At 68.8% G+C, this 21,321-nt stretch carries 16 protein-coding genes and 1 pseudogene; 12 read left to right on the forward strand and 5 right to left on the reverse strand.

Translation table 11 applies throughout. From position 1 onward, the window contains the following. Positions 1-2 precede the first annotated feature (2 nt). Positions 3-2,654 carry an erythromycin esterase family protein gene (locus tag N8I71_RS10600; protein ID WP_262877951.1) on the forward strand — a complete coding sequence of 884 codons (2,652 nt, stop codon included), beginning with the start codon at positions 3-5 and terminating at the stop codon, positions 2,652-2,654. Between the two features lie 367 nt (positions 2,655-3,021). Here N8I71_RS10600 and N8I71_RS10605 read toward each other — a convergent pair whose 3' ends face one another. After that, on the reverse strand, positions 3,022-4,032 hold the full coding sequence (locus N8I71_RS10605) for an MBL fold metallo-hydrolase (protein ID WP_262877952.1): 1,011 nt from the start codon (positions 4,030-4,032) through the stop codon (positions 3,022-3,024). A gap of 53 nt (positions 4,033-4,085) precedes the next feature. Here N8I71_RS10605 and N8I71_RS10610 point away from each other — a divergent pair, with 53 nt between their 5' ends. Next, positions 4,086-4,685, forward strand: coding sequence for a TetR/AcrR family transcriptional regulator (locus tag N8I71_RS10610; protein ID WP_262877953.1), 600 nt, complete (start codon positions 4,086-4,088; stop codon positions 4,683-4,685). 20 nt (positions 4,686-4,705) lie between these two features. On the opposite strand, the gene N8I71_RS10615 is transcribed toward N8I71_RS10610, so the two are convergent. From N8I71_RS10615 to N8I71_RS10630, 4 genes are read right to left on the reverse strand one after another with little or no spacing between them, the layout of a single operon-like run. Further along, positions 4,706-5,383: a deiodinase-like protein gene (locus N8I71_RS10615; protein ID WP_262877954.1), complete on the reverse strand. Its 678-nt coding sequence runs from the start codon at positions 5,381-5,383 to the stop codon at positions 4,706-4,708. Between the two features lie 38 nt (positions 5,384-5,421). Further along, positions 5,422-5,898, reverse strand: a complete 477-nt coding sequence (locus tag N8I71_RS10620; RefSeq protein WP_262877955.1) for a hypothetical protein — start codon at positions 5,896-5,898, stop codon at positions 5,422-5,424. A 20-nt stretch (positions 5,899-5,918) separates the two neighbouring features. After that, positions 5,919-8,984 carry an efflux RND transporter permease subunit gene (locus N8I71_RS10625; protein WP_262877956.1) on the reverse strand — a complete coding sequence of 1,022 codons (3,066 nt, stop codon included), beginning with the start codon at positions 8,982-8,984 and terminating at the stop codon, positions 5,919-5,921. After that, positions 8,981-10,126, reverse strand: a complete 1,146-nt coding sequence (locus N8I71_RS10630) for an efflux RND transporter periplasmic adaptor subunit (RefSeq protein ID WP_262877957.1) — start codon at positions 10,124-10,126, stop codon at positions 8,981-8,983. The genes N8I71_RS10625 and N8I71_RS10630 overlap by 4 nt, the downstream gene beginning before the upstream one ends. Here N8I71_RS10630 and N8I71_RS10635 point away from each other — a divergent pair. The 10 genes and pseudogenes from N8I71_RS10635 to N8I71_RS10680 all read left to right on the forward strand — a co-directional run. Next, on the forward strand, positions 10,116-10,880 hold the full coding sequence (locus N8I71_RS10635; RefSeq protein WP_262877958.1) for a TetR/AcrR family transcriptional regulator: 765 nt from the start codon (positions 10,116-10,118) through the stop codon (positions 10,878-10,880). The genes N8I71_RS10630 and N8I71_RS10635 overlap by 11 nt on opposite strands. A 517-nt stretch (positions 10,881-11,397) precedes the next feature. After that, positions 11,398-11,748, forward strand: a pseudogene (locus tag N8I71_RS10640) (integrase); the annotation flags it as partial. Positions 11,749-12,283: 535 nt separating this feature from the next. Then, on the forward strand, positions 12,284-13,384 hold the full coding sequence (locus N8I71_RS10645; RefSeq protein ID WP_262877959.1) for an NAD-dependent epimerase/dehydratase family protein: 1,101 nt from the start codon (positions 12,284-12,286) through the stop codon (positions 13,382-13,384). A gap of 166 nt (positions 13,385-13,550) precedes the next feature. Further along, complete coding sequence (locus tag N8I71_RS10650) at positions 13,551-14,201, forward strand: YfdX family protein (protein WP_262877960.1); 651 nt, start codon at positions 13,551-13,553, stop codon at positions 14,199-14,201. Between the two features lie 79 nt (positions 14,202-14,280). After that, on the forward strand, positions 14,281-15,276 hold the full coding sequence (locus N8I71_RS10655) for an AAA family ATPase (RefSeq protein ID WP_262877961.1): 996 nt from the start codon (positions 14,281-14,283) through the stop codon (positions 15,274-15,276). Between the two features lie 10 nt (positions 15,277-15,286). Further along, the gene (locus N8I71_RS10660; RefSeq protein WP_262877962.1) at positions 15,287-16,204 is read left to right on the forward strand and encodes a DUF58 domain-containing protein; all 918 of its coding nucleotides are present in this window, start codon (positions 15,287-15,289) and stop codon (positions 16,202-16,204) included. Continuing rightward, positions 16,201-16,680, forward strand: coding sequence for a DUF4381 domain-containing protein (locus N8I71_RS10665; protein ID WP_262877963.1), 480 nt, complete (start codon positions 16,201-16,203; stop codon positions 16,678-16,680). The genes N8I71_RS10660 and N8I71_RS10665 overlap by 4 nt, the downstream gene beginning before the upstream one ends. Continuing rightward, on the forward strand, positions 16,677-17,693 hold the full coding sequence (locus N8I71_RS10670) for a vWA domain-containing protein (protein WP_262877964.1): 1,017 nt from the start codon (positions 16,677-16,679) through the stop codon (positions 17,691-17,693). Before N8I71_RS10665 ends, N8I71_RS10670 begins: the two co-directional genes overlap by 4 nt. Further along, the gene (locus tag N8I71_RS10675) at positions 17,690-19,882 is read left to right on the forward strand and encodes a VWA domain-containing protein (RefSeq protein WP_262877965.1); all 2,193 of its coding nucleotides are present in this window, start codon (positions 17,690-17,692) and stop codon (positions 19,880-19,882) included. The genes N8I71_RS10670 and N8I71_RS10675 overlap by 4 nt, the downstream gene beginning before the upstream one ends. 8 nt (positions 19,883-19,890) lie before the next feature. Beyond that, the coding region (locus N8I71_RS10680; RefSeq protein WP_262877966.1) for a BatD family protein at positions 19,891-21,321 on the forward strand (1,431 nt) is incomplete at its 3' end.

Here is a 21,321-nt window from a genome sequence, read left to right on the forward strand (position 1 = left end):
ACATGGCCGAGGGACGCTTTCCATTCGAGAACCGTGACGATGCCGGACGCAGGCTTGCTTCGGAACTGATCAAGCGCAGCTTCGATGCGCCGGTGGTATTCGCGCTGCCGCGGGGCGGCGTCCCCCTGGGCGCGGAAATCGCCGAAGCCCTTGGGGCGCCACTGGACCTGATCCTGGTGCGCAAAATCGGAGCACCCCGCCATCCGGAGGTGGCGCTTGCAGCCATTGTCGAGGGCGACCCGCCCGAGAGGGTCGTCAACGAGGAGGTGATGCGCCGATCGGGCGCCGACCAGGCCTATCTGGACCAGGAAACCGAGCGGCAAGCCGCTGAAATGCAGCGCCGACGCGAACGTTATCTCGGCAACCGGCGCAGGCTCGACGCCAAGGACAAGACGGCCATCGTGGTCGATGACGGCCTTGCGACCGGCGCCACGATGAAGGCGGCGCTCATCGCGCTCCGGCGCTGGGGCGCGGCGAGGGTCATCGTCGCGGTTCCAGTGGCGCCGGCCTCCGAGATACCGGCACTTCAAGAGCTCGCGGATGAGGTCATTTGCCTGGTCGCCGACCCGCAGTTCCGCGGCGTCGGCGGTGCCTATGCCGACTTTCACCAGCTCACCGACGAGGAAACCATCGGATATCTGCGCCGGGCATGGACGGTGGCGGAGACGGTCGGGGCGGCCCCGACGCTGCGCCGCACCGTGTCGATCCCGCCCCTTGGGTTGCAGGGCGATCTCGTCGCGCCGCCCGATCCGCGGGGCGTGATCCTGTTCGCCCATGGCAGCGGGTCGAGCCGCCTGAGTCCCCGCAACCGCAAGGTTGCCGGGCAGTTGAACGACTTGGGCTTCGCCACGTTGCTGATGGATCTCCTGTCGGAACAGGAAGCTGCGGATCGCCGCAACGTCTTCGACATTCCGCTGCTGGCGGAGCGGCTGCTCGAAGCCGATCTGTGGATCGCCTCCGAACCGGAACTGGCGGATCTGCCGCTGGGGCTTTTCGGCGCGAGCACGGGAGCGGGTGCCGCCCTCCTGGCGGCCGCGGAGCTTGGCTCGCGGATCTCGGCCGTGGTCTCGCGCGGAGGCCGGCCCGACCTGGCGGGACCGCGGCTGTCCGAGGTGACAGCGCCCACGCTCCTGATCGTGGGCGGGGAGGATCCGCAGGTCCTCGCCCTCAACCGCCGCGCCCTCGCCGAGTTGCGTTGCGAAAAGCTGCTGCGGATCGTCCCGGGCGCCGGTCACCTGTTCGAAGGACCGGGGGAGCTCGAGACCGTCACCAAAATGGCCTGCGCCTGGTTCCAGCATTACGCGACGAAAGATGAGACCGCGCTGGGTGCACCCCCAACCGGGGAGAAGGCGCCCGCCACACCCGAGGAGATCGTCCGCGCGGCGGCCGAACCCCTGCCGGATCCCGACGACCCGGACTTCGGCGCGGCCTTCGACCGGTACGCAACGGCCCGCGTGGTTCTTCTCGGCGAGGCGTCGCACGGCACGTCCGAGTTCTACAGAGCCCGCGCAGCCATCACCCGCAGGCTGATCGAGAGGCATGGGTTCAACATCGTCGCCGTCGAGGCGGACTGGCCCGATGCGGCTGTCCTGGATCGTCGGGCGCGTGGGTTGGCGGAAGGTCGTCGCAACGTTTCAGCGTTCTCGAGGTTCCCGACCTGGATGTGGCGCAACCGGGATGTCGATGACTTCATCGCCTGGTTGCGCGACCACAATTCAGTCCTTCCGATGGAGCAGCGTGTCCGGTTCCAGGGCCTGGACATCTACAGCATGTTCAACTCGATCGCCGAGGTCCTGGCCTATCTCGATGCCCACGATCCAACCGCGGCGATGGCGGCCCGCCGCCACTACGGATGCCTGGCACCCTGGGCGAACGAGCCCGCCGCCTATGGCCGTGCGGCGCTGACCCGCGGGCACGCGCTTTGCGAGGAGGCCGTCACGCGCGTGCTGGTCGATCTCCTGACGCGGGACCTGTCTCAGGCCCGGCGCGACGGCGATCGCTTTTTCGATGCCATCCAGAACGCCCGAGTGGTCGCCGGCGCAGAACGCTACTACCGGGTGATGTACTTCGGGTCCGCCGAAAGCTGGAACCTGCGCGACACGCACATGTTCGAGACGCTCAAGCAGGCCATGGACCATGTCGGTCCCTCCGCAAGGGCCGTGGTGTGGGCGCACAATTCTCACATCGGCGACGCCCGCGTCACCGACATGGGCGTGAACCGTGGCGAACTCAACATTGGTCAGCTCTGCCGTGAGGAATGGGGGGACGACGCCGCCCTGATCGGCTTCGGCACCCATTCCGGCACCGTCGCCTGCGCCTCGGACTGGGATGGGCCGATGGAGATCAAGGCCGTGCGCCCGTCGCGCGCAGACAGCCACGAGGCCATCTTCCACGCGGCGGGGGTTGAACGTTTCCTGCTCGACCTTCGGCCCGGGGTCGATGATGCGCTCCGCGCCACGCTGTCCGGGCCGCGGCTCGAGCGATACATCGGGGTCATCTACCGACCGGAAACGGAACGTTGGAGCCACTACAGCAATGCGGTCTTGTCGCATCAGTACGATGGCTATGTCTGGTTCGATCGTACGCAGGCCGTGGTTCCCCTGCCCGCCGAGCCCGTGCCGGGAGCCAGGGACACCTATCCCTTCGGACTTTGACCCGCCGCCCCGATGTCGCCCGGAGGCTCGTTCGCGCGCTCGGCGTGAATGTCCGGACGGTCCGCGAAGCGGATGCGCGCCATCGTTTCGCGCCTGCCGGCCGAGGCCGAAGGTGAACGCCCGGAGAAATCAGCCCGATGACCGCCTGGCGGACGAAGCGGACCTTCGCCCTGTTTGCCTCGGCCGTCGCGACCGGCCTGGAGCGGACGTTCATGCGACTCGCGGCGACGGTCCGGAGTCGACCCAGAGCCGGGCAAGGCCTTCACGCTGACACGGACGATCAACACGGCAGAGCAGACATCTAGAGAACTCTTGAACCCTTCGTTCCTGTCCATGGAGTCTTCCGAATACTTCGGATGCCTGGGCTTCAGCTGCAAGGACCCGGGTTGAACGCCTGAGAGGTTACGAAGCCAGACAGCTTCTCGCCGTTCTGCCCATCATGGGTGAACACCATGAGCGTCGGCTTCAGCTGCTTCATGCGACGTAGTGTGTCGTAGGTCGCCAACGCCAGTGACCGGTTCTCGATGATGCCCGGAATGATCCCTTCATCAACCTGTCCATCGTCGAAGGCGGCATCGCCGGCCAGTACGACCTGCCGGTCGCCCAGGTCGATCACGACGCTCTGGTGGCCGACGGTGTGGCCCGGTGTGGCCATCGCGAAGATATCGCCCCGCGCCGTCAGCGGCATCACCTGTCCCGCGACCGCATGTGACTCTGCGGATACCGTCTCCTGCACGCGCCCGTCGCGCGGCAACTTCGCCAGCAAGCGGCCGGAACCTCTTGTGGGCGCGAACTCACCGGGCGAGACGAGGAGGCGCGTCCGGCCGGACAGCGCGCCAAGGTTGCCTATATGGTCCGAATGGGTGTGCGTCAGGACACAAAGCCCGATGCGCTCGGGCGCGATGCCCGTCCGGGTGAGCTGGCTCGCAAGGTCGCTGCCCGCTGCCGCGGTCGCGTCGATGATCTTGGGATAGATGCGCCCCATGCTCTTTGCCGCTTCGCCGAAGTAGGCGGGCGTGCCGAAATCGGCGCTTTCGCCGGTATCGACCAGGATCGCGCCTTCGGGGTGGTCGATCAGCCAGGCGGTGCAGTCGAGCCAGCCGGTCATCCGCCTGTCCGACATCATCACTGGAAACCGCAGCTTGTCGTCGACGTCCTGCAGATCGGCGGGCAGGGCGCGGTGACGTTCCCGGATCCGGACGACGCCCACGGGAAGCTGCCACAGGGTGATGCCCCGGCCGAGCGGCCAGGCGGCAGGCATGCGCGGCGCGGGCAAGGGCGGCCGAGGCGACCAGCGGGCGACCGGCGATCCCGCGAAGGCTGCCATCATGCGACCTAGGTGGGACAGGCGCCGGAACAGCGGAAGCGTCTTTGTCATCATGGGTCCATGTGCTATCTTAACAGTGTTTAGAATACGTGACGGAGATGGCATTGGATCAGGAGAAAGAAGACGCCCGGCCATACCATCACGGAGACCTGCGGCGCGCGATCCTGGATGCGGCGGAGCGGCGGCTTGAGACAGGCGGCGTTCAGGCGGTCACGATCCGCGCCTGCGCGCGCGAAGCCGGCGTCTCGCCTGCGGCGCCGATCCATCACTTCGGCAGCCTCAGGGGCCTTCTGAGCGCGCTGGCCGCCCGCGGCTTCGACCGGCTCGTCGTGCGTCTCGATGAGGATGCGCTGGCGGGGCGGGCGCGGACCCCGGCGTCCTTGCTCGTGGGGGCATATGTGTCCTTTTCCCTTTCCGCGCCGAACCTGTTCGACCTGATGTGGCGGGACGACATGCTGGACCCCGTAGACGACGATCTGGCTCGGGCCCGGCGGCGGGCGCTTGACTGTCTACGCCTCTTGTCCTCGGCTCCGTCCGAAGGTCGCTCGGCCCGCGTGCAGGCGATCCGGATCTGGTCGCTCGCCCACGGCCTTGCCATGCTGCTGCGGCATGGCCGGATCGTGTCTGCGCTGGGCAGCGAAGAGTACGGCCTTGAGACGATCGGGGACTTCGAGGCGCTTGCCCGGGACGCGGACTTCGCCTGACCGCCCTTCGCCGCGCTATCCTACATGTTGCCGACGTTGACGTGCTTGGCGATGAGCTTGCGCAGGCCCCAGACAAAGTCGAAGGCGGCGATCAGTCCGCCGCTCAACAGGACGCCGATGGCAGCGAAGTTGAGCGGCGGCTTCGCCTTCAGCTCCTGCGGCGCGACCGGGACGCGGGCGGAGATGCGCGTGAGGATGTCGCCGATGCTGTCGGTGTTGTTCCAGATGCTGCGGTAGAGGATCGTACCGTCGGTATCGATCACGTAGATCGAATTCGGCATCGCCCCGTAGGCCTTGTGCGCGACACCGTCGAGGTCGTCGACAAGCGTGATGCGCCCCTCGTGGTGGCGCGACGTCGACCGGATCGCGGCATCGACCTTGGCGTCCTGGGTCGCGTGCTGCGGCGTGCGCTCGCCGGGGTGCGCCTCGCGGACATAGAGGACGACGAAGTTGAGGTCCGGGAACCTCGTGACCATCCCCTGCATCGGCGGGGCGGACTGGGCGTACATCGGGCAGGTGAGGCTTCCGGTTTCCAGCACCAACGGCTTGTCGAGGAAGTCCGATATCCGGGCGGTGCCGCCGTCGAGCGTCCGGAGTTCTGCGTCGACGAAGCGGTCGCCGGCGGCAAGTCCCGTGAACGCGGAGAACTCATATTCTTCCGGGGTGAAGCGGCGGTAGTTGTAGGTGGGGGCGGTCATCATGAAATCCTTTTGGATTTGGGCTTGGAGGATGGGGTTCAGCGGGTCAGAGCGAAGACGACCTGAAGGACGGCGACGCTCGCCGCCGTGAACAGCCCGACGTGGTGCAACGCGGCCAATTGACCAAGGCCGGTCCGTACCGAGCCGATCGCGCTGTCAGATGGGGTCAGGTCGACCGCGCGGATGCGGGTTCCGAGGATCGACAGCAGATAGGACATGCAAAGGCCGAAGTGCAGCAGGATGACCAGCGAGAACCAGCCGAACCCGGCGAGCCAGGCCTGCAGCACCAGCAGCACCGCACCGCTGCCCATCGTCACCATCATCGTGGGCGGCAGAAGGTGAATGACGCGGCGCAGCTGCGCGTGGATGTCGCGTACCATCCTGTCATCCGCGCGCCGGCTCATCGGGTCGCGCATCAGGCTCCAGACCGGCTTCTCGACCAGCGATAGGACGGTGAAGATGCCTGCGGCAAAGGTGAAGCAGGCGGTGGCGAGCAGGGTGACAAGGTCGGGCATGGGTGAGCTCCAAAAGTTCGTCAAGCCGCTTGGTGCGCGGACGGGTGAGTGGTGACCGGCTTTGGCCTGTCGCCGAACAGGACGCGGTAGAGCGCGGGGACGTAGAACAGCGTCATGACCGACGAGACGCCGAGGCCGCCGATCATCAACGTGGCCATCGGCTCCCACAGCGCGCCGCCGCTCAGCGCCATGGGCAGGAGGCCCAAGACGGTGGTGAGCGAGGTGAGGAGGATCGGGCGGAACCGCTTCCGCGCGGCCTCGGCGATGGCCTCGGACAGCGGCAGCGTCTCGCGCTCGATGTCGATCTGGTCGATGAGCACGATGGCGTTGTTGATGATGATGCCCGACAGGGCGATCAGCCCGAGCGTTCCGAAGAAGCTTAGCGGCTGGTCGAGCCCGATCAGCGCGAACGGCACACCCACGACCACGAGCGGCACGCACAGAAGCGTCAGCCCGACCCGGCGGAAGGAATTGAACTGCGCCATCAGTGCCGTGAGCATCACGACCAGCGCCACCGGGAGCCCCGCGCCCAGCTTCTCGCGTACCTCACCCGCCTGTTCGACCTCTCCGCCGATGCGGATGTCGTAGGCGGGGCCGAGCTCGGACGACAGGCGGTCGAGCGTTGGCTGGATGTGGCCGACAAGCTCGAGCGCGGGCAACTCGGAAGAGATCGCGGTCACCGTCAGCCGGCGGACCTGGTCGACACGGCGGATGGTCGAGAAGTCCAGATGCGGCTCGAACCGGGCGATCTGGTCGAGCGACACGAGACCCCCCGGCGTCGCGATCGCGATGTTGGCGAGGTCGCCGAAGCTGTCGCCGTTGCCGGGCGCCCCGCGCAGAACGATGGGGATCTGACCGTCAGCGTCGCGTAGGACCGACACCTGCGTTCCATCGAGGAACCCCTCGAGCGCCTCGGAAACGCTCTGCGAGGTCAGGCCGTAGTGCCGGGCCCGGTCCTGCGCCACGACGACCCGCGCCTGCAGGACCCGATTGCCCCAGTCGCCCTGATTCTCGACCATGCCCGGCGCGGTGGCGAAGGCTGCCTCGACCTCCTGCCCGGCTGCCAGCAGAGCATTGGCGTCGGGGCCTTCCAGCACCACCTCGATTCCCGGCTCGCGCCCGCCCATGGCGAGCCGCTTGAGCCGCACCCTCGCTTCGGGGAACGTCGCGGCGACATGCGCCTCTGCCGCGGCGATGACCTGCGCAGAGGCGGGGAAATCGGTGGTGTTCACCACCATGAAGGCCGAGGCCGGGTCGAAATCTGCGGGGTCCAGCGTGAGGACGAAGCGCGGCCCGCCGAAGCCTACGAAGCTCGTCACGCCGGTGACGCGGTCGTCGGCGGTCAGCCAGTCGGACAGCCGCAGCGCCGTAGCCTCGGTCGCGGCGATGTCGGACCCGCGTGGCAGGTCGAGGTAGATCAGGAACTGCGGCCGCTCGCTCAAGGGGAACAGTTGCTGGCGGACGTTCGGCATCTGGCCGACCGCGCCGACCACGATCAGCGCCGAGGCCGCAAGGGTCAGATAAGGCGCGCGCACCACCCGCGCCACCACCCAGCCATAGCCGCGCGCGGCCCGGTCCATCAGCCCGGGACGCGTGAGAGGCTTCGGGTCCGGCAGGAACCAGACCGCGAGCGCGGGGAGAAGGTACACCGCCGAAAGGAACGACCCCGTCAGCATCAGCGCCACGACCGCCCCCAGCGAGAAGCCGTATTGTCCTTCGGTCCCGTCGAGGAGGAACAGCGGAAGGAATGCCGCGACCGTGGTGATCGAAGCGATCAGGAGAGGCAGCGTGTACTGCCGCCCCGCGGCCAGGGCCGCCTCGGCCCGCGTGGTGCCGGCACGGATGCGGCTGTCCATGTCCTCGACGATGACGAGACCGTTGTCGACCAGGAGACCCAGCGAGATGATGATGGCCGCGATCGAAACCTGCTGCAGTTCGATCCCGAGGAACGGCATGAAGACGAAGGCAAAGCCCACCGCGAAGGGCACGATGGAAGCGATCACCAGCGCCTGCCGCAACCCCAGGAACAGGGTCATCACCCCCAGCACGACGAGGAAGGTCTGGAGCATGTTGACCAGCGCGTTGTTGACGGACACGGCGACGACCTCGGGCTGGAAGGTCGAGAACGCGGCCTCGACCCCCCAGGGCTGATCGCGCACGAAGGCATCGACCACGAGCCGCAGGTCGCTGCCCACGGCCACGATATCTTCGCCCGCGAACATTTCGACGCCGAGGACGATGGCCGGCTCCCCGTCATGGAAGACCGGCGTCTGCCGAGGCTCCACCGTACCGCGCCGGACGTGAGCCAGGTCGCCCAAGCGCAGCAGGCCGACGCCAGGGATGTCGACGATCATCTCGGCGATGTCGTCCACGCCGCCGAAATCGCCCGTCGTCTCGAGCGCAAAGCGCAGGCCCTCCGACACGATGGAGCCCGAGGGCAGTCGCACGTTCTGCGCCCTGAGCGCCGCGATCACGGGGTCAAGCGTGGTGCCGAGGGACGACAGCCGGTCGCGGTCGATCTCGATCCAGATGCGTTCCTCCTGCACCCCGTGCAGCGTGACGGCCGAGACTGTGTCGAGCGCATAGAGCCTGTCGCGCAGGTCCTCGGCGAAACCTTCGAGGTCGGTCGGGGGAAAGCCCTGCGCGGCCACGGCGACGGTAGCGATCGCCACATCGCCGAAGTTGGTGTTCACAAGCGGCCCGACGGTGCCTTGCGGCATCTGGGGGGCCAAGGCCTCGATCTCGTTCTCGATCTCGCGGAAGACCGCGGCGATGCCGCCCTCGGGAACCGCGGTGTCGAGATCGATCTGCAGGATCGCGCCGCCTTGCAGCACCTGCGTCCGCACCTCGTCGACGCCCGCGATGGCGCGTGCGCGTTCCTCGACAGGCCGCGCGATCAGCTCCTCGATCTGCACCAGCGGCAGGCCCTGGTTGATGGCCGTGACGACGGCGGTGCGTACCGTGATCGCCGGGTCCTCGCGCTTGGGGAAGCCGAGGTAGGTTCCCGCGCCGAGGGCGAGGATGACCAGCATCACGAGGATGGTCAGCCGCTGGCGCGCGAGCCCGAAGCCGGTCAGCGAGGTCACGGCGTCACCGCAGCGTCATCCATTAGCCTGACCGTCTGGCCCGCCTGCAGGAAGGGGACGCCCGCCGTCACGACACGTTCGCCCGGGTCGAGCCCCTCCACCACGATCATGCGGCTTTCGTCGAGGCCCGCCAGGACGACGTCGCGCAGGTCGAGCGTCCCGTCGGCCGGTTGGAAGACGAACACGCGCCCCGCGCGGTGGAGCCCGTCGGGACCCGCGGGCCGAAGCTCCTCGGTCATGTGCGTGGCGAGGGCCGAGACGGGGATGGGCAGGCCGCCAGCGCTGTCCCTCAAGGGCAGCTCGATCAAGACTTCGGCGGCCATGCCCGAGCGCAGGTCCGGCAGGATGTCCCGCAGGGTGATGATGACCGGGAAGGCCGAAACTGCGGGCGCGCGATCCGCGATCTCCGTCACCGCGGCGACGAGTTGCCGCTCGCGCTGGTCGGCCGGACGGACCGTCACCTCCTGCCCCAGACGAAGCTGAGACACGACGTCGTAGCTGACGAGCATGCGCGCCTGCAGGTTGGTCTCCCGGTACACCGTGACGGCGACGCGGCCCGGTTGCAGCGTGTCGAAACTCCGCACCTCGACCGAGTTCACCACCGCATCGAAGGGGGCCGTCAGCCGTGTCTCGTCGCGGCTGACGGCGATGAGATCCACCTGGCGCTGGGCCTGGTCTACGCGGGCCGCAGCCTGTTCGAGCGTCCGGTTCGCCCCGTCGAGTGCGGCCTGTGCGACGACCCCGCGCGCGAACAGCGACGCCTGCCGTTCTGCCCCGTCCTGCGCGCCGGCAAGCGCGCTTTCCGCCTCTCCAAGCGCCGCCTCGGCCTGCCGAAGTTGCAGGTCAATGGTCGCGGCATCGAGGGCGAGAAGCTCCTCGCCCTGCGACACGCGCTGGCCGACCTGCAGGTCTACCTCGCCCAGGCGACCCCCGAGCTCGAGCGCGAGGCTCGTCAGTTGCGGCGGCTCCAGCACCGTCGGAAACGCGCGGGTCACGGACACGGGCAGGGGTTCCGCGACGATCGTCCGGACGGACCGGACCAGGGGCTCCGGCGCATTCCCGACTTCGGCCTCGTCTTCGACGCAGCCAGCCACGGCAAGGACAAGGCCGATCGCCAGATACCGGGGTGCCATGAAGTTCATGAAGGGATCCTCGAATTGGTACCAACAAGTACCATCTTGCGTGAGGCATATGGTACCATTAAGTACCGAGTCAACAGCCATGTTCGGAGAGGGGGAAAAAATGGCCGCATCGACCCGGGTCATCGAGCGCCGGAGCAGCGATGCGCGACGCGCCCTGGTTATCTCCACCGCCCGCCAGCTGTTTCTCTCGAAGGGGTTTGAGCAGACGTCGATCAAGGACATCACCGACATCGCGGGCGGGTCCCGGCGCGACATCTACGGGATGTTCACGGACAAGGAGGGTCTGTTCGACGCGGTCCTTCAGTCCCTGATCGCCGACATCGTGTCGCCCGCCGAGATGACCCTTCCTTCCGGGCCGGGTGAGAGCATCGCACAGGAGCTGAAGTCCTTCGGCTTGCGCCTCCTCGGCAGCATGCTGAACCCGTCGGCCGTGGCCATCTTCCGGCAGTTCGTATCCATCGGTGCCGCGCGGCCCGAGATCGGCAGACAGGCCTACCTCTCCGGTCCGTGCGTGCTCTATCGCAGGCTGGCGGACTACTTTGCCGCATGCGACAGCGGCGGTCGCCTGAAGATCGATGATGCCGAAAAGACTGCCCGGGTCTTCGTGGAAATGCTCAAGGGCGATTACCAGTTGCGCGCGCTCATGATGAACGAGACCGCATTCGAAGCTTCCGATCTGGCCGACCACGTCGAGAAGGTCGTGGCCCTCTTTCTGAACGGGGTCGCGCTCCGCACAGCGGAAAGCAGGACCTGAACTTCATCCCGGAAGCTGCACGAGGCCGAGCGGAGGTGGGGCAGAAGGGGGCACGATTCCGACCCCTTCGACACGCTCATCGACTCCGACGACTTCGCGCAGGCGCTCGGACCCGCTTAGCAATGCTCCTTGGTAGCGGGCCGCTGCACCTTCCTACTGCCCCGAAGTCGTGCGCTGGATCGCTGCCGCAGGGCCGGCCGGCGACGCGGTGGGCGCGGATCAGAGCTGTCGCCGTCGCCCGGCGAGCGGCGAGCGGCGAAAAGCTCCCGCAGTACAGAGCAAGAGATTAATAACCGGACACTGGTGCCACACGCAGCGAAGGCCCTGAGCCCGCCCATCGCTGCGGATGCTGCGGCAGGCACCAAGGTCCACTTTGGGCTCAGTGCGGACTCTTGCACCGCAGAAACGCCTGAAGGATCAGAGGGTCGCGAAGCGGACATTCCTCCAAGTAGGGTAGAATCCGCGCGTTGGCACGGTGCCGATGCCTGGTGTGGGAGGGCTGGATGGAGACCTCATCATGTCCAGTATCCAGCTTCCTGCGACCCGTCCGTCTCGTCCGCCTTGGAACAAGGGACGGCTGATCGGTCAGAAACGCCCGCTGCTGCCAAGGCGGGTTTGGGCCATACGTGCTCGGCTAGAGCTCGCGGACAACCTGCGCGACCTGGCATTGTTCAACCTCGCGATCGACAGCAAGCTCCGCGGATGTGACTTGGTTCGGCTTAAGGTCGTGGACCTCGTTGCCGGCGGAAGTGTCCGCGACCGAGTGTCGGTCATACAGAGCAAGACAGGGCGGCCAGTCCAATTCGAAGTGTCGGAAAACACGCGGCGATCGGTACTCGCGTGGGTCACGTCGGTACCCATGCTCGGTCAGACGCAGCCAATTCACGCTTAGTCCGCATGTGAGCCATCTGAGACCCGTGCGGCGAACGGCCGGCTACGACTAGGCTCATCTGGCGCGGCTAGAACGACCGCTTACAGGAAATCGGGCTGCGCTGCAGCGATGCGCTAACTGTCGATTGATGATCTCAACGATCATCCATGCCGCGGGTGCATCGGTCCGCTCCGTCCGCATGTGAGACGTCAAGCCGCCACGCGGCGAATGACCGGTTCGGATCTGTTCCATTCAGCCGTGCACGAACAACCGCTTCGGGGAAGGCGTGCTGCACTGCCGCAAGGCACGTCGTGACTCGATCGTGCCGCCGACGTGAACGTCGCTGCACCAGCATCGGGCAGCTTTGTCCGCGATCCGGTCTTTCGCCCCGTTTCAGTGAAGATCCGCTTTTTGGCGTAAACGGACGTCCTCGAAAAGACGGTGAAGGTCCGGATCGCGGACGAAACCGCCATAGCCGCTTGATACCGATCAAGGACCGCAGAGCCCTGGCTTGCGAAGGTTCAAATGAGGATTGCTGCGGTTCGCCTTCCGCACAAATGGGGATACGGATCTTCTCGTGACGCTTCAAGAAACCAGGATGCGGTTCCTTGTGACCGGTGGCGCGGGCTTCATGGGAATCAACTTGATCCGTCATCTGCTTGCGAAGGGTCATTTCGTCCGAAGCTACGACATTGCGCCGTTTCCCTATGCCGAAGTGTCCCGGATCGATGTTCTTCAAGGGGACATCCGGAACCCCCAGCTGCACGACCGTGCACTCGACGGGATCGACGTGGTCGTTCATTGTGCCGCTGCACTTCCTCTGGCCGAACCAGCGGAAATCTGGTCGACGAATGTCGACGGAACGCGGATGATGCTCGACGCGGCACAGCGCTACGGGACCCGGAGGTTCATCCATGTCTCGTCCACCGCAGTCTACGGTATTCCGGACCACCACCCCCTCGCAGAGGACGATCGTCTGACAGGCGTCGGCCCCTACGGCGCGTCCAAGGTCGAGGCAGAGTCCATCTGTGCCGCCTTTCGCGACAAGGGCATGATCGTGCCCGTTCTCCGGCCGAAGAGCTTCGTCGGCCCGGAGCGTCTCGGCGCCTTCGAACTCCTTTACGACTTTGCCGCGACGGGACACAATTTCCCGGTGCTTGGCAGCGGGAACAACCTGTATCAGCTGCTCGACGTCGAGGATTTGAGCCAGGCGGTGTACGCCGCCGCCTCCGTGGCACCGGACCGGGCCAACGCGGTTTTCAACATCGGTGCCGAGCGGTTCGGGACCCTGCGCCAGAGCTTTCAGGCCGTGCTGGACCGGGCCGGGTTCGGAAAACGCATCGTCGCCCTTCCGGAGGCACCGGCAATTTGGACGTTGCGCACCCTTGAAGCGATGCGGCTCTCCCCACTTTACAAGTGGATCTACGAAACCGCCGGGACCGAAAGCTTTGTCAGCGTGGAGCGGGCGAAGTCCGTTCTGGGATACGCCCCGCGGTATTCCAACGAAGACGCGTTGATCCGCAACTTCGAGTGGTACCTGGACAACCTTGAGAACATCTCGATCAAGCCCGGGGTCAGTCATCGCGTGCCCTGGAAACGGGGCGCGTTGGTTGCTGCAAAGTGGCTGTTCTAGATCTGGCCGTTGAGCGGCTCGTCGCTCAGCCTGCGACCTTGGGCCGGAGCCTGCCGGACGCGGGTATTCCGGGCGCACTGCACCTGACAAACTTGTAAAATTCGCGAAACCCGGCCGCGAGCCGTGTCGCGCAGCATGCAGTCTCACACCAGTCGTGGAGACCGACATGACCACCGGAACCAGACTCGCCGCGGCGGTTCTCGCCGCGCTCATGACGACGACAGCCTTTCCCGCGCTGGCCACGCCCGCCGCGACCCCGGCCACGGCGACCCCGGCATACGAGACCCAGGCCGAGATGCTCAGGACTGCCGACGTGGCGCTGCATGCCGTGATACGTGCGCGCGCCGCCCGGCTCGCGCTGTTCGAGAACGACATCGAGGGCGCCAAGGCCCGCATCGCGGAGGCGATGGCCGAGTTCACCGAGGCCGAGAGCACGTTCAACGACCTCGTCCTCCGGGACACCGAGGACCCGGCGAACGCAGCCCGCTACCTGCCTTTCGACATGTCGATGGCGCTGACCGAGACATTCACCGACACCGAGGAGAACCGGCAGGCGCTGCAGGAGGCCGCGGGCCTGATGCAGAGCGGCGCGCAGGACGAGGCGGTGCAGGTGCTTCGGCTGGCTCAGATCGACGTGAACGTCTCGGCCGCGATGCTGCCTGTCCTCGAGACATCCGAAAGCCTCGCGCGTGCCCAGGCGATGATCGACAACGGCCAGTTCTTCGAGGCCAACCTCGCGCTCAAGGACGTCGAGGACTCCATCCTCGTCCGCTCTTTCTCGATCGACGCGATCCCCCTGCAGGGGTCCGCCCATTAGGCGCCGCCCTGCCTGCGGCCCCGGCATCTTCCCCCGTGCCGGGGCCGCACCTTGACCCCCATACCATCCTGAGGCCGCCATGAACGTCCAGACCTCGCACCAGACCTCCTCCATCTCCAAGGCGCCCGAGCTTGTCGGCCGCCTGCGCGAGCACCTTTCGGCCCGCGTCGTCGGGCAGTCCGCCTTCATCGATAAACTGTTGATCGCGCTCCTGGCCGATGGCCACGTGCTGGTCGAGGGCGCGCCGGGCCTGGCGAAGACACGGGCCATCGTCGCGCTGTCGCGGGCCATCGACTGCGACGAGAAGCGTGTGCAGTTCACCCCCGACCTCCTGCCCGGCGACCTGACCGGCACCGAGGTCTGGCGTCCCGAAGAGGGTGCGTTCAAGTTCCAGAAGGGTCCGCTCTTCCACAACCTGATCCTCGCCGACGAGATCAACCGCGCGCCCGCCAAGGTGCAGTCGGCGCTCCTCGAGGCGATGGCCGAGCGGCAGATCACTGTGGGCGGGCAGACCTATCCCCTGCCGCGCCTCTTCATGGTCATGGCGACGCAGAACCCGATCGAACAGGAGGGAACCTACCCCCTGCCCGAGGCACAGCTCGACCGGTTCCTGATGCATGTCCGCATCGGCTATCCCGACGCGGCCAGCGAACGCGACATCCTGCGCATCGCCCGCGGCGAGGCCATGGGCGAAATGGACGACACGGATGGGCGCATCCCGCAGGAGGCGGTCTTTGCCGCCCGGCGCGCCGCGCTCGAGGTGCATGTCTCGCCTGCGCTCGAGAGCTACATCCTCGCCCTGATCCAGGCGACCCGCAGTCCCGGCGACTGGGACACGGCGCTGGCCGGGGCCGTGGCCTGGGGCGCCAGCCCGCGCGGGACGATCGCGCTCGACCGCTGTGCGCGCGTGCACGCGATGATGCGCGGCTCGGACTACGCCACGCCCTCGGACGTGCAGGCCGTCGCCCATGACGTGCTGCGCCACCGGGTGATCCCGACCTTCGAGGCCGAGGCCGACGGGATGACGCCCGACAGGCTCATCGACCGGCTTCTCGACCTCGTGCCGGTGACCTGAGGGGGCGGCGATGTCGCGCGATTATGCCCAGGGGATCGAGGCCGCACCTGCGGACCTGATCCGCGCCCGACCTGACCGCAGTATCACCGGGTTCGCCCCCGGAGGACGGGTCTCGACCCATCTCTGGGGTGCCAACCGCAGCGTGTTCCGCGGCCGGGGCATGGAATACGCCGAAAGCCGCGCCTACCAGCCGGGCGACGAGCCGCGCGCCATAGACTGGCGCCTGACCGCGCGGAGCGGAGAGACCTGGACCAAACTCTACCACGAGGAACGCGAGCGCCCGGTCTACCTGCTGATCGACCTGCGCCGATCGATGCAGTTCGGCACGCGGACCCGGTTCAAGGCACATCTGGCCGCCGAGATCGCGGCGACGCTGGCCTGGACCGGGCATGACGGCGGCGACCGGGTGGGGGCGACGATCCTGACCCGCTCGGGGCTGGTCGAGGTCGCGCCCTCGCGGTCGCGCGCGGCCCTCCTCGGCCTTCTCAAGCGGATCAGCGACGGCACGCTTCTGGCTGCCGAGACCGGCGGCGAGGCGGCTATGGACGCGGCGCTGAAGCGCCTGACGCGGGTCTGCCGCCCGGGGACGCTCGCCTTCGTCATCAGCGATTTCGCCGATCTCGACGCATCCGAGGAGCGCGAATTGCGCCGCCTGTCGCGCCGGGCGCATGTCACCTGCATCGCCGTTTTCGACCGGATGGAGGCAGGGCTGCCGCGCCGGGGCGGCAAGCTCAGCGACGGGCGCGCGGCGGTCTCGGTGGGCGGATTGTCCGCCGCCGCCCGAGACCGGCACGCGCAGGATTTCGCGAAGCGGCGCGAGCGGCTTGCGGCACTTTGCGCACGGCTCGGGATGGCCTGTCACTGGCTGTCGACAGAGGACGCGGCCGCCTCGGTCCTGATGCCGCGGGCGCGGAGGGCCACGGCATGACGCCGCTGTCCCCCGAACAGCAGGCAGCCCTGGAGCAGTTGCGCGACATCCGCCTGCCCGAGCCCGTGGGCTGGTGGCCGCTCGCCCCCGGCTGGTGGGGGCTGATCGCGCTTTTGCTGCTGCTTGTCGCGGGCGGTTTGACCTGGAGAGTGCTGCGCCGCCGGACCCGCCGCTACGCGGCGCTGCGTGAGCTTTCGGTGCTGCGCGACCGGCTGGAGACCGAGGGCGATCCGGGCCTGGCGGCCGAACTGGCCGCGCTCGTCCGCCGGGTGGCGCTTTCGGCGCAGGGGCGGCACCTGGCGCGGCTGAGCGACCGGGCCTGGATCGAGGCGCTGGCCGAGGGTCCGGGGCGCCTGCCGCCCGAGGTCGCGGCCCTGATCGCCGAGGCCCCCTATCGCCGCCCCGAAACGCTGGAGGCGGAGCGTCCGCGAAGCCTTCTCACCCCGACCGAACGCTGGATCCGGAGGGTCGCATGATCTCGTTTCTCTGGCCCTTCGCCGCACTCCTGCTGCCCCTGCCGATCCTCGCGCGACGGTTCCTCCCGCCGCGCCCGGAAGGTGCCGCAGGTGCGATCCGGGTGCCGTTCTTCGGCGCGCTTGCGGGCGGCGGCACGGCGGCGGCGCGGGGGCGCCGCCTGCCCGCGATCCTCGCCTGGGTGATCTGGCTTCTCCTGATCGCGGCGCTCATGCGGCCTGTCCTCGTGGGCGAGCCCGCGCCGCTTCCCGTCGAGGGGCGCGACATCATGATGGCCGTGGACCTTTCGGGCAGCATGGCGCGCGAGGATTTCCTTGCGGGCGGCCGCCCCGCCACGCGGCTTGACGTGGTGAAGGCCGCCGCGCGCGACTTCATCGGCCGCCGTGCAGGGGACCGGATCGGCCTCGTCCTGTTCTCTGACCGCGCCTATGTCCAGGCGCCGCTGACCTTCGACCGCGCCGCGGTCTCGGGTTTCCTCGACGAGGCGCAGGTCGGCCTGACCGGCACCGAAACCGCCATCGGCGACGCCATCGCCGTGTCGCTGCAGCGCCTGCGCGACCGGCCCCAGGGCGACCGGGTGCTGGTCCTTCTGACCGATGGGGCCAGCAACGCGGGCGTCCTTGATCCTGTCCGCGCGGCCGAGCTTGCAGCCGAGCTGAACGTGCGCGTCTACACCATCGGGGTCGGCGCGACGCGGATGGTGGCGCAGACGGCGCTCGGGCGGCAGGTCGTCAACCCTTCGGCCGATCTCGACGAGGCGACGCTGACGCGGATCGCAGACATGACCGGCGGTCGGTTCTTCCGGGCGACCGACGCCGAGGGCCTGGCCGACGTCTACCGCGCAATCGACCGGATCGAGCCCGTCGCAAGCGATCCCCAGGTCGTGCGCCCCGAGGTCTCGATGCTGCACTGGCCGCTTGGCCTCGCGCTGATCCTCGCGCTGGCCGCGGGGCTGGCGCGGCTGCCCCTCGCCCTGCCCGGAGAACGCCTGCGCAAAACGGAGGCACGCCCATGAGCGCGTTTCACTTCCTGCGGCCCGAGTGGCTCTGGGCGCTGATCCCGGCGGCGATCGTGGTGGCGCTCGCCTGGCGCGGCGTGGCTCGGGGCGCGGGCCCTGACTGGGCCGGGACGGTCGACGCGCACCTGTTGCGGCATCTGACGGTGGGCGGCGCCGAGGCGCGGCCTTCCCGTGGGCTGGTGGCAGCCCTTGCGGCAGGTCTGCTTGCGGCAATCCTCGCCGTCGCGGGCCCGGCCTGGGAGGAACTGCCGACGCCGACCACACGCGGGGCCGAGCCGGTGGTCGTCGTCCTCAGCCTCGCGCAATCGATGAACGGCACCGACCTCGTGCCCTCTCGGCTGGCGCGGGCGGGGCACAAGCTGCGCGACATCCTCGACCGGGCGGCGGGCGAGGATGTGGGCCTCGTGATCTACGCCGACCGCCCCTTCGTCGCCGCGCCGCTCACGCCAGACGCGGACGTGATCCGCGAGATGCTGCCCGAGCTGTCCACCAGCCTCATGCCGGTTCTCGGCAACCGGCTCGACCTCGCCATCGGCGCGGGCCACGACTTGCTGTCCTCGGCCGGAGCCACGCGGGGACTCATCCTGGTGATGGCCGACGATCTCGGCGCCGATCCCGAGGCGAGCCTGCGCGCCGCGCGGGACGCGCGCGACGATGGATATGCCGTCAGCGTGATGGGCGTGGGCACCACCGAGGGCGCAACGTTGCAGACGGCGGATGGCCGCGCCATCGCGGTGAACGGAGGAGAGGCCCCGGTGCAGCGCCTCGACAGCGCCGCGATGGCAGGCCTCGCCGAGGCCGGTGGCGGGCGCTACGCCGAGGTGACGGCGACGATGGCGGACCTCGACCGGCTTCTGCCTGCGGCGGCATCAACGGCGATGCCCGGCCGGGAGACCGACATCCGTGCCGACCGCTGGCGCGACCGCGGGTATCTGCTGCTCATACTGCCGGTCCTGCTGATGCCGCTCGCGTTCCGGCGCGGCGTCTTCTTCGTCCTTGCGCTCGGACTCGCGGGTCTTGGCGGCGTGACCGAACCCTCACGCGCGGCGGGGCTCGATGACCTGTGGGCAACCCCCGACCAGCAGGGCGCGCGGGCCTTCGCCGCGGGCGACTACGCCGCCGCCGCCGAGGCCTTCGCATCGCCCGAATGGCGGGCGGGGGCGCTCTACCGCGCCGGAGATTACGACGCCGCGGCGGAGGGGTTCGGCGCGGACGGCTACAACACGGGAAACGCGCTGGCCCGGGCCGGCCGGTTCGAGGAGGCGCTGGCGGCCTATGACAGGCACCTGGCGGCGGCCCCGGACGACGCCGACGCGCAGTTCAACCGCGACCTCGTGGCGCGATTGCTGGAGGAGCAGGAGCAGCAGGAGCAATCCGGCGAAGAGGCGCAGCCGCAGCAGAGCGGAGGCCAGGACCAGCAACAGGGCGGCGCAAACGATCAGGACGCGGATTCCGGAAACGCCGGCAGCGACCAGTCCGGGCAGCCCCAGCAGGGAACCGACGTGGAGGCCGGGCAATCCGGCGACGCCGCGGCGCAGGGCGAAGGACAGCCGCAGCAGGCCGCTGACGGTGCCGGGACGCAGGACCAGTCCGGCGCGGGTCAGCCCGGCGGCGAACGGCCCGGTGCCGGGACGGGCTCGGAGCCCGGCGCATCCGGCGGGACGCAGACCGCCGCCGACGGAGCGGCCGGACAGTCGGGCGAACGGCCCGACCCGGAGGACGGCGCGCAGCCGGAGCCTTCGCAGTCCGGGTCCGCCGGCGGCGCGCAACCCTCTGGCGGAAACCCGGAAGGCGCGGCCTCCGATGCCATGTCTGGCACTGCGCCCGGGCCGGACGACGCGGTCGCTTCCCCCTCTCCGGCCGGGGCCGAGCCGGACGGCGCCGCGGAGGCGGACGCGACGGCGGAGCCCGGAGGCTTGGCCGGTGACACCGGCGGCACGAACCCCGGCATTGCCACGGCCCCTTCGGAGGACGGCCTCCTGTCCGAGCTCATCGACCGGGTGCTGCAGGGAAATGGCGGCGGGCAGAACCCCGGCGCCGATGCTGCCGAAGCCCCGACCGCCAGCGGCACGCCCCTCAGCCAGGCCGCCGAGCAACAGCTCCGCGCCGTCCCCGACGATCCAGCGGGCCTCCTGCGCGCCCGCATCCGGCAACACTACGCGCAACTGCGCGCCAACGGTCAGTGAGGTTCCTCATGCGCCTTCGCTCCGCCACTTGTCTCTCCACCGCGCTGCTCCTCGCCACCGCCCTGCCGCTCCTGGCCGAGGGCCTCGACGCGCGGCTGACCGCCACCCGCGTCGCGGAGGGCGACCAGGTTACCCTGACGCTTTCGGCCGACGCGGCGGCCGGGGCCGGCCAGCCGGACCTTTCGGTGCTCGATGCCGATTTCACTGTCCTCAGCACGGCCTCGGGCAGCCAGACGACCATCGTCAATGGTGCACGGAGCGACACGCGGACATGGCAGATCACGCTCGCACCCCGGCGCAGCGGCGCGCTGACCGTTCCGCCGATCACCGCAGGCTCCGTGTCGAGCGCGCCGCTCACGCTGACCGTTCTCGATGCCGCCGAGCTGCCCCCCGAAGTGCAGGCCGGACGCCCGTCGCTGTTGGTCGCGCCGCCCGAGGGGACGATCTACGCCCAACAAGAAGTGCCGCTGACGGTGCAGTTGCGTCTGCCCCCCGGGACGCAGGGCGCCGAGATCGTGCCGCCTTCGGGGAGCGGATTCCTGCTCGAGCAATCCGGCGACGACCGCATCACGCGGCAGGCTGACGGCTCGGTTCTGGTCGAGCGCACCTATCTCCTGCGTCCGCAGGCGGCGGGGACACTCACCATCCCGGGTTTCGCCCTGCAGGCGCGCATCGCGGACCCCGATGCGCCCGAACCCATGGCAGGTTTCGGGCGTGCGCCCTTCGGCAACCTGTTCGGCGGCAGCCGCTTCGGCGGCATGTTCGCGCCAACCCGAAGCGTGACGGTCACGGGCGAGTCGCTGGTTCTCTCCGTGGCCGAAACACCTGGCGGGTCGACGGGCTGGGTCCTGCCGGCGAGCCGGGTGGAACTGGCCGAGGTCTGGCAACCCGATCCGCCGGTCTTCCGCGTGGGCGAGGCGGTGACGCGGAAGGTGCAGGTGCTGGCCCTCGGCGCCCATGGCGAGCAGATCCCCGACCTCGCGATGCCCGACCTGCCCGGCGCACGGATCTATTTCGAAGGGTCCGAGACGCGCTCGGTCCCGACGGCGCAGGGCACGGCGGCCTTGCGCGAATTCACCTGGTCGATCGTGCCGACCTCGGGTGGCACGCTGACACTGCCCGAGGTGTCGCTCGAGTGGTTCGACACCGTGCAGGAGGTGCCCGCGACAGCGACGCTCGCGGCTCGAAGCTTCGAGGTCGAGGGCCCGGTCGCGGCGGCGCCGACCCCGCCCGCCATGGCGCCGGAAGTGCCGGGCGTCGCGGCCGCCGCCGAGCCGCCGAACGGGGGTGCTTCGGCGGCCTTGCCGACGCTCCTTGCGCTGGTCGGTCTCGGGGCTGCGGGCGCACTGGGTTTCGTCCTCGCGCGGACGGCCAGGGGCCGCAGGGCCCGTCCCGTGGCGGCACCGCCGCCCACGCGCGACGCGCTCCTGCGGGCGCGG

It is taken from the genome of Roseicyclus sediminis, from assembly GCF_025515305.1.
In the GTDB taxonomy this organism is placed as follows: domain Bacteria; phylum Pseudomonadota; class Alphaproteobacteria; order Rhodobacterales; family Rhodobacteraceae; genus Roseibacterium; species Roseibacterium sediminis.

What these genes read in the sequence shown, in the direction of transcription:
- N8I71_RS10600 (WP_262877951.1), top strand. Translation starts at nt 3, where the DNA reads ATGGCCGAGGGACGCTTTCCATTCGAGAACCGTGACGATGCCGGACGC.
- N8I71_RS10605 (WP_262877952.1), bottom strand. Translation starts at nt 4,032, where the DNA reads ATGACAAAGACGCTTCCGCTGTTCCGGCGCCTGTCCCACCTAGGTCGC.
- N8I71_RS10615 (WP_262877954.1), bottom strand. Translation starts at nt 5,383, where the DNA reads ATGACCGCCCCCACCTACAACTACCGCCGCTTCACCCCGGAAGAATAT.
- N8I71_RS10620 (WP_262877955.1), bottom strand. Translation starts at nt 5,898, where the DNA reads ATGCCCGACCTTGTCACCCTGCTCGCCACCGCCTGCTTCACCTTTGCC.
- N8I71_RS10635 (WP_262877958.1), top strand. Translation starts at nt 10,116, where the DNA reads ATGAAGTTCATGAAGGGATCCTCGAATTGGTACCAACAAGTACCATCT.
- N8I71_RS10630 (WP_262877957.1), bottom strand. Translation starts at nt 10,126, where the DNA reads ATGAACTTCATGGCACCCCGGTATCTGGCGATCGGCCTTGTCCTTGCC.
- N8I71_RS10650 (WP_262877960.1), top strand. Translation starts at nt 13,551, where the DNA reads ATGACCACCGGAACCAGACTCGCCGCGGCGGTTCTCGCCGCGCTCATG.
- N8I71_RS10655 (WP_262877961.1), top strand. Translation starts at nt 14,281, where the DNA reads ATGAACGTCCAGACCTCGCACCAGACCTCCTCCATCTCCAAGGCGCCC.
- N8I71_RS10660 (WP_262877962.1), top strand. Translation starts at nt 15,287, where the DNA reads ATGTCGCGCGATTATGCCCAGGGGATCGAGGCCGCACCTGCGGACCTG.
- N8I71_RS10665 (WP_262877963.1), top strand. Translation starts at nt 16,201, where the DNA reads ATGACGCCGCTGTCCCCCGAACAGCAGGCAGCCCTGGAGCAGTTGCGC.
- N8I71_RS10670 (WP_262877964.1), top strand. Translation starts at nt 16,677, where the DNA reads ATGATCTCGTTTCTCTGGCCCTTCGCCGCACTCCTGCTGCCCCTGCCG.
- N8I71_RS10675 (WP_262877965.1), top strand. Translation starts at nt 17,690, where the DNA reads ATGAGCGCGTTTCACTTCCTGCGGCCCGAGTGGCTCTGGGCGCTGATC.